This is a genomic window from Kandleria sp. (genome assembly GCF_017934775.1).
Taxonomy (GTDB): Bacteria; Bacillota_I; Bacilli_A; order Erysipelotrichales; family Coprobacillaceae; genus Kandleria; species Kandleria vitulina.
On sequence record NZ_JAGBIX010000048.1, the window covers coordinates 22,817 to 29,162 of the forward strand.

Annotated in this window: 9 protein-coding genes; all 9 read left to right on the forward strand. The window is 34.5% G+C overall.

Annotated elements, in window-relative coordinates; genetic code table 11:
* Positions 1–17: 17 nt before the first annotated feature.
* The 9 genes from J6L95_RS05390 to lepA all read left to right on the forward strand — a co-directional run bounded on the left by J6L95_RS05390 (position 18) and on the right by lepA (position 6,115).
* Entirely contained in the window at positions 18–497 is a 480-nt protein-coding gene (locus tag J6L95_RS05390; RefSeq protein ID WP_287458420.1) for a hypothetical protein, read from the forward strand.
* Entirely contained in the window at positions 487–1,197 is a 711-nt protein-coding gene (locus J6L95_RS05395; RefSeq protein ID WP_287458421.1) for a pseudouridine synthase, read from the forward strand. Before J6L95_RS05390 ends, J6L95_RS05395 begins: the two co-directional genes overlap by 11 nt.
* A gap of 23 nt (positions 1,198–1,220) precedes the next feature.
* Positions 1,221–1,880, forward strand: coding sequence for a tRNA (guanosine(46)-N7)-methyltransferase TrmB (trmB, locus tag J6L95_RS05400; RefSeq protein WP_287458422.1), 660 nt, complete (start codon positions 1,221–1,223; stop codon positions 1,878–1,880).
* Complete coding sequence (locus J6L95_RS05405; RefSeq protein WP_029073119.1) at positions 1,873–2,199, forward strand: thioredoxin family protein; 327 nt, start codon at positions 1,873–1,875, stop codon at positions 2,197–2,199. Before trmB ends, J6L95_RS05405 begins: the two co-directional genes overlap by 8 nt.
* A 1-nt stretch (position 2,200) precedes the next feature.
* A complete protein-coding gene (gene ytpR / locus J6L95_RS05410) occupies positions 2,201–2,806 on the forward strand; it encodes a YtpR family tRNA-binding protein (protein WP_031588621.1) in 606 nt (201 codons plus the stop codon).
* Positions 2,803–3,555 carry a hypothetical protein gene (locus J6L95_RS05415; RefSeq protein WP_051550748.1) on the forward strand — a complete coding sequence of 251 codons (753 nt, stop codon included), beginning with the start codon at positions 2,803–2,805 and terminating at the stop codon, positions 3,553–3,555. Before ytpR ends, J6L95_RS05415 begins: the two co-directional genes overlap by 4 nt.
* A complete protein-coding gene (gene acpS / locus J6L95_RS05420; RefSeq protein ID WP_035876438.1) occupies positions 3,555–3,890 on the forward strand; it encodes a holo-ACP synthase in 336 nt (111 codons plus the stop codon). The genes J6L95_RS05415 and acpS overlap by 1 nt, the downstream gene beginning before the upstream one ends.
* Before the next feature lie 68 nt (positions 3,891–3,958).
* Positions 3,959–4,297 carry a single-stranded DNA-binding protein gene (locus J6L95_RS05425; RefSeq protein WP_029070495.1) on the forward strand — a complete coding sequence of 113 codons (339 nt, stop codon included), beginning with the start codon at positions 3,959–3,961 and terminating at the stop codon, positions 4,295–4,297.
* A 12-nt stretch (positions 4,298–4,309) separates the two neighbouring features.
* A complete protein-coding gene (gene lepA / locus J6L95_RS05430; RefSeq protein WP_287458423.1) occupies positions 4,310–6,115 on the forward strand; it encodes a translation elongation factor 4 in 1,806 nt (601 codons plus the stop codon).
* Positions 6,116–6,346: the final 231 nt, after the last annotated feature.

Below are 6,346 nucleotides of genomic sequence, written 5' to 3' on the forward strand. Positions count from 1 at the left end.
TAGTAAAGGTGATAAAAATGAAAAAACTACTGATATTCTTTTTGTCTATTATTCTATGTACAGGATGTACGAAATCATCATCCGATGTTAATCAAAAACAGCTAGATAGATACAATAGTGTTGTGAAGACACTAGAAAAAGGGCATGCTGATACAGAATGTCCTTGTGATATTAAAGTGAAGTACTATAAGCTTGGTAATTATTACAGTTATAATGTTATTATCGATAATCCTAAAGAGAGCATGTATAATATCCAAGCTTTATCGTATAGTCCTGAAATCAAGGATGAATATCATCCATCGATTGGGTTCTTTGATAGTCATCCTTATCATCTTGTTTTAAATAAGATAGATAAAAAGCAGTATTTCTATAAAGGAATTGCGATTTCTGGTAGGGTGTATAAGAAAACGAGCATTAGAGTTTTTATTCGCTATTATGAAGATAAGGATCATAAGAAGATGAAAACTTCATATAAGGAGATTATAAATGAGAATTGATAAGTTTTTAGCGAACACTAAGATTGGCTCTCGAAAGGAAGTCAAGACTTTCCTGAAGAAGGGAAGAGTGAGTGTGAATGGTGAAATCATCAAGAAAGATAAGACACAGATTGATCCGTTAAAGGATATCATCGCTTTCGATGGTGAAGTGATCCATTATAGTCAATTTGAATACTATATGCTCTATAAGCCTGAAGGTTATATTAGTGCGACAAAGGATGATAGTCATCCGGTTGTATGTGAACTTATTCCTTCAATTCATGAACTTTTTCCAGTAGGAAGATTGGATATTGATACAACTGGACTTTTGATTATGACTAATGATGGTGAACTTGGTCATCTTTTGACGGCACCAAAGAAACATATTCCTAAAGTCTATGAGGTTCTTGCAGATGGTATTGTCAATGAAGAAGATCAGGAAGTCTTTAAAAAAGGAATTCCTCTTAAGGATTTTACGACACAATCAAGTGATTTACGTATTATAGAAGTTAAAGAGAATAAGACGAAATGTCATGTGACAATCCACGAAGGCAAGTTTCATCAGGTCAAAAGAATGTTTGGCTATATTGAAAAACCGGTCCTTTCTCTTAAGCGTATCCAGATGGGTGATGTAAAACTTGATTCATCTTTAAAGAAAGGGGAATATAGACCTTTAACTACTGATGAAATCAATAGCTTATATGGTAAAACTATGTTATAATAGGAAAGTATTTGGAGGTACTCATGAGATTAAGAAATAATCCTGAAGCATTAGACTATTTATTATCCCAGGAAGGACTAGTATATATAAATCCCACTGACGTGAAAGGGAAGTGGCATGAGATTTTTGGTAATGATAATCCTATTTTCATTGAAATTGGTATGGGAAAAGGAGATTTCATTTTAGAAAATGCAAAAAGATATCCTGACAAGAACTTTATCGGGATTGAAAAATATTCAACAGTTTTAACGATTGCGGTCAAGAAAGCTAAGAATGATGAAATTCCAAGCAATCTACGTTATCTTAAAGAAGATGCGGTGAGATTGAATGAAGTATTCGATGATGAAGAAATCGATGGAATCTTCTTGAATTTCAGTGATCCTTGGCCTAAGAAGAGACATACAAAGAGACGTTTGACTTATAAGAGTTTCTTGGATGTCTATAAGAAGCTTATTAAAGATCAGGGTCATCTTGTTTTTAAGACAGATAATCGTGGCTTGTTTGAATATTCTTTATCTTCATTTGCGAACTACGGTTTAACTTTTGAAGATATCTGTCTGGATCTTCATCATTCTGAAGGATACGATGATAATATTCAGACTGAATATGAAAGAAAATTTTCACCACATGGACCTATCTATAGAGCTGATGTGGTGGTAGATAAGGAGAAGATTCGTGGATAAATTAATTGCGATTACATCATTAGAAGCGTTTGAAGAAGCAATAAAGAATCAGTCAATTATCATGTTTAGTGCTGACTGGTGTCCTGATTGTATTTTTGCAAAAACATTTATGAATGATATTGTAGATGAAAATAAAGATTTCACTTGGTATTATGTTGATCGTGATCAGATGATAGATTTATGCATTGATCTTAATATCCTTGGTATTCCTTCGTTTATTGCCTATAAGGATGGTAAAGAGGTTGCCAGATATGTTGATAAGTTAAGAAAGACACGTGAACAAGTGCAAAAATTTGTGAATGAAGTAAGGGGAGAATAACATGAATTTACATGCTTTTTATAGAAAAGAAAGCGTTGGAGATATTTTACTTGTAAGATTATTTAATGAAGGAACTACTGTTTCTTATGAGAAGAAAGATGATCTTGTAATCTTGAAGGATGATGAAAAAGTTATTGGCTATAATGTTCTTAATGCATCAATGCATTTTGATCATCTTGAAGAAGGCAAGGTTAAGATTAATGAAGCGTTTGTAGAAAGACTTAATCAGTATCTTTCAACTTATAAAGAAGACAGCGTTTCAAGTGACTACGATGATCACTTTGTAGTTGGATATATTACTGAAGTTATGATGCATCCTGAAGCTATGAATCTTCATATTGCACAAGTAGATTTAGGTGATCAGGAAGTACAGATTGTCTGTGGCTCTCGTAATCTTAAAGAAGAAAAGCTAGCCGTTGTAGCATTGCCTGGAGCTGTTATGCCAGATGGTACTGTCATTGAAGCATCTGAATTGATGGGAGTTCCTTCTGAAGGAATGCTTTGCTCCAGAAAAGATTTAGGTCTTAGCGATAAGACTGGTTTACTGTATTTAGATGAAGACGATTACCATGAAGGTGATCACTATTTCGAGGTGATGAAAGGATGAGTTTTTTAAAAGAATGGCTCTTTGGATCCGATGATTTTGACGAAGATGAAGATTTAGATCCTATTCTAGATCCTATCGTTGAAAAAAGAAGAAAAGAAAAGTTTAGTGAACCACTGATTTATAACAGTGAATTTGAAGAAAAGAAAGAACCTGCGCCTAAGGCAGTAAAAGAAGAACCTAAAAAGGTTGTCAAGGAAGTTGAAAAGCCTAAGGCTAAACCTGCACCTGCTCAAGATAAAAGTGAAGAATATGTTATGACACAGATTATTTCTCCTTTTAGTGGTTTGCGTGTCAGTGAAGAAGAAGCACCTATCGTTAAGAAAAAAGCGATTAGAAAAAAGAAATTCAGAACTAATAATGATGAATTGATTCCCGTTATTTCTCCATTCTACGGTCCTGATGAAGAAGAAAATGAAAAGAAGGACTTAGAGGAAACTAAGGAATATAAAAAGTTTGAAGAACCTGCTGTTTCTAAACCAGCAGTTGATGAAACACAGGAAGTTCCAGTTGTTAAGGAAGAAAAGAAAGAAAAGAAAAATGATGAAGTTATCGATTCAGTAGAAAATCGTTTACGTAATATTGCTTCCTTAACTGAAGAAACTCAGGATGATCTTAAGATCATTGAAGAACGTACTGGTAAATTTAAATTAGATTTCAAGACAGAGGAAGATTCCTTGATCGATGAAATTGATGATAATATGAGTCTAGACGAATTGATGAATCTATATGAAAAGAAATTCAAAGAATAATGAATGGCATTGGTGTAGATATTGTCGATCTTAATCGTTTTGATTTAAAAAACGAGAGATTTATTAAGCATATTCTTTCAAGCAAAGAATATGCTTGTTTTATGAAACTAGACTCAGAAAAAAGAAAAAGAGAATTTCTTGGTGGCCGCTTTGCAGGCAAGGAAGCTTATCTGAAAGCTTATCATAAAGGAATTGGCGGTATTGCTTTTCATGATATTGAGATTCTTAATCACGAAGATGGCAGTCCTTATCTAAATGATGAGAACGCCATGATTTCTATTTCTCATGAAAAAGACTACGCTGTCGCGATGGTTGTTGTCAATTCCTGCAAATAGGCTGTCAATTTCTACAAATTTTATTCGTTAACATAAAAATATTCTATGATGTTAGTGGAGGTGTTTTTATGTTTAACGAAGTATTTCTTATAGGAAGATTAGTCGATGTTCCTGATTTTAAGATTTTACAGAGTCCCCATGGAGATGCATTGTTTCATCTCAAGGTAGGTTTGCCTTATGATATGGACCTCAATAGCAAGCCTGAAGAGATTGTTTCAATCGTTTGCTGGCATTCTTTAGCTGAGATGATCAAAGACATCTGTCAGCCTGGAAGCTTTATCTCTGTAAAGGGAAGATTAATGAATATGAAGGGTCAGCCTTTATATGAGCATATGTATATTACTTATATTAAAGCTGAAACAATTCGTGTTCTTGATGAGGAACTAAAAAGTTATTTTTTGAAGTAAAGGAGTTACGATATGATAGATCAATCATTGATTAGAAACTTTTCCATTATTGCCCATATCGATCATGGAAAGAGTACATTAGCTGATCGTATTCTTCAGTTAACGGATACTGTAAGTGATCGTGAAATGAAAAATCAGCTGTTAGACAATATGGAACTTGAAAGAGAAAGAGGCATTACCATCAAGCTAAATGCTGTACAGTTGCGCTATAAGGCCGATGATGGGAAAACATATTTATTTCATTTGATTGATACACCGGGTCATGTCGATTTTTCTTATGAAGTCTCACGAAGCTTAGCTGCTTGTGAAGGTGCCGTTTTAGTTGTAGATGCAGCACAGGGTGTTGAAGCTCAGACTTTAGCAAATGTCTATCTGGCACTAGATAATGATCTTGAGATTCTTCCAGTTATCAATAAAATTGATTTACCTAGTGCTGATCCAGATCGTGTCATCAAGGAAATTGAAGATGATATTGGATTACCTGCTGAAGATGCACCTAGAATCTCTGCTAAGACTGGTCTTAATGTTAAAGATGTCTTAGAAGATATCGTCAAGAATGTACCTGCACCTACAGGTTCAATTGACAATCCTACGCAGGCTTTGATCTTTGATTCATATTATGATTCATATCGTGGTGTAATCATTATTGTCTGTGTCAAGGAAGGTAAGATCAAAGTTGGTGATCACATTCAGTTTATGGCTACTGGTGCTACTTATGAAGTAACTGAACTTGGTGTCAATACGCCAAAAGAAGTGAAACAGGATGAACTTGTTACGGGTGAAGTTGGATGGATTGCTGCAAGCATTAAGACAATCAAGGATGTTCATGTTGGTGATACAATCACTACAGTAGAAAATCAATCTGCTGATCCATTGCCAGGTTATAAGCGTATGAATCCAATGGTTTACTGCGGTCTTTATCCAGTAGATAATGCCCGCTATGGTGATTTAAGAGAAGCATTGGAAAAGATTGTTTTAAGTGACTCTTCACTTGTCTTTGAACCAGAAACATCACAGGCCTTAGGATTTGGTTTTAGATGTGGTTTCTTAGGTCTATTACATATGGATGTTATCGAGGAAAGATTAGAACGTGAATTTAATCTTGATCTTATTGCCACTGCACCATCTGTTATTTATCACACTTATCGTACTGATGGGACTATGGTCGCCATTGATAACCCAGCAGATATGCCTGATCCAACTGAACTTCATCATATAGAAGAACCTTATGTCAAAGCCTCTATTATGACACCAGAAGAGTTTATTGGTCCAATCATGGAACTTTGTCAAAATAAACGAGGGGAATATGTAAATATCGAATATCTTGATGATACAAGAAGAAATGTTATTTATTCTATTCCTTTATCTGAAATTGTTTATGATTTCTTTGATAAATTGAAATCATGTACAAAGGGATATGCTTCATTTGATTATGAATTAGAAGGATATCGTACAAGTCGTCTACAGAAGATGGATATTATGCTTAATGGTGAAGTCGTAGATGCTTTAAGTACCATTGTTCATAAAGATTTTGCTTATGATCGAGGTAAGATCATCTGTAATAAACTAAAAGAAATTATTCCAAGACAGCAGTTTGAAATTCCTGTTCAGGCAGCATTTAATGGAAAGATTATCGCCAGAACTAATATTAAGGCTGTCAGAAAGAATGTATTAGCTAAATGTTACGGTGGAGATATTTCTCGTAAGAAGAAACTTCTTGAAAAACAGAAGGAAGGAAAGAAACGTATGAAGGCTGTAGGAAGTGTTGAAATTCCTCAGGAAGCGTTCATGGCTATTCTTTCTGTTGATGATGATTAATAAAGAGGCTGTAACGAAATGATTTAAGCATTTCGTTACGTCTCTCTTTTTTACATTAAAATTACCAAGTCATGCATGATGGATTCTCAGCCTTTCCATCATGTCCTTTTTGTAAAGAAAAAAGCCCCAAAAAAGGGCGCAAAGAGGGTATTCACTGTGAATAACTTTTTTCGATGTGAATTGTTTCTCTCTAATTGGCTGGCATTATGACATTGGTTTGACGCTTCTTCA

Bases quoted from the DNA above. Each gene is read 5' to 3' on its own strand.
- J6L95_RS05395 (WP_287458421.1), top strand. From the start codon at position 487: ATGAGAATTGATAAGTTTTTAGCGAACACTAAGATTGGCTCTCGAAAG.
- acpS (WP_035876438.1), top strand. From the start codon at position 3,555: ATGAATGGCATTGGTGTAGATATTGTCGATCTTAATCGTTTTGATTTA.
- J6L95_RS05390 (WP_287458420.1), top strand. From the start codon at position 18: ATGAAAAAACTACTGATATTCTTTTTGTCTATTATTCTATGTACAGGA.
- ytpR (WP_031588621.1), top strand. From the start codon at position 2,201: ATGAATTTACATGCTTTTTATAGAAAAGAAAGCGTTGGAGATATTTTA.
- lepA (WP_287458423.1), top strand. From the start codon at position 4,310: ATGATAGATCAATCATTGATTAGAAACTTTTCCATTATTGCCCATATC.
- J6L95_RS05425 (WP_029070495.1), top strand. From the start codon at position 3,959: ATGTTTAACGAAGTATTTCTTATAGGAAGATTAGTCGATGTTCCTGAT.
- J6L95_RS05415 (WP_051550748.1), top strand. From the start codon at position 2,803: ATGAGTTTTTTAAAAGAATGGCTCTTTGGATCCGATGATTTTGACGAA.
- trmB (WP_287458422.1), top strand. From the start codon at position 1,221: ATGAGATTAAGAAATAATCCTGAAGCATTAGACTATTTATTATCCCAG.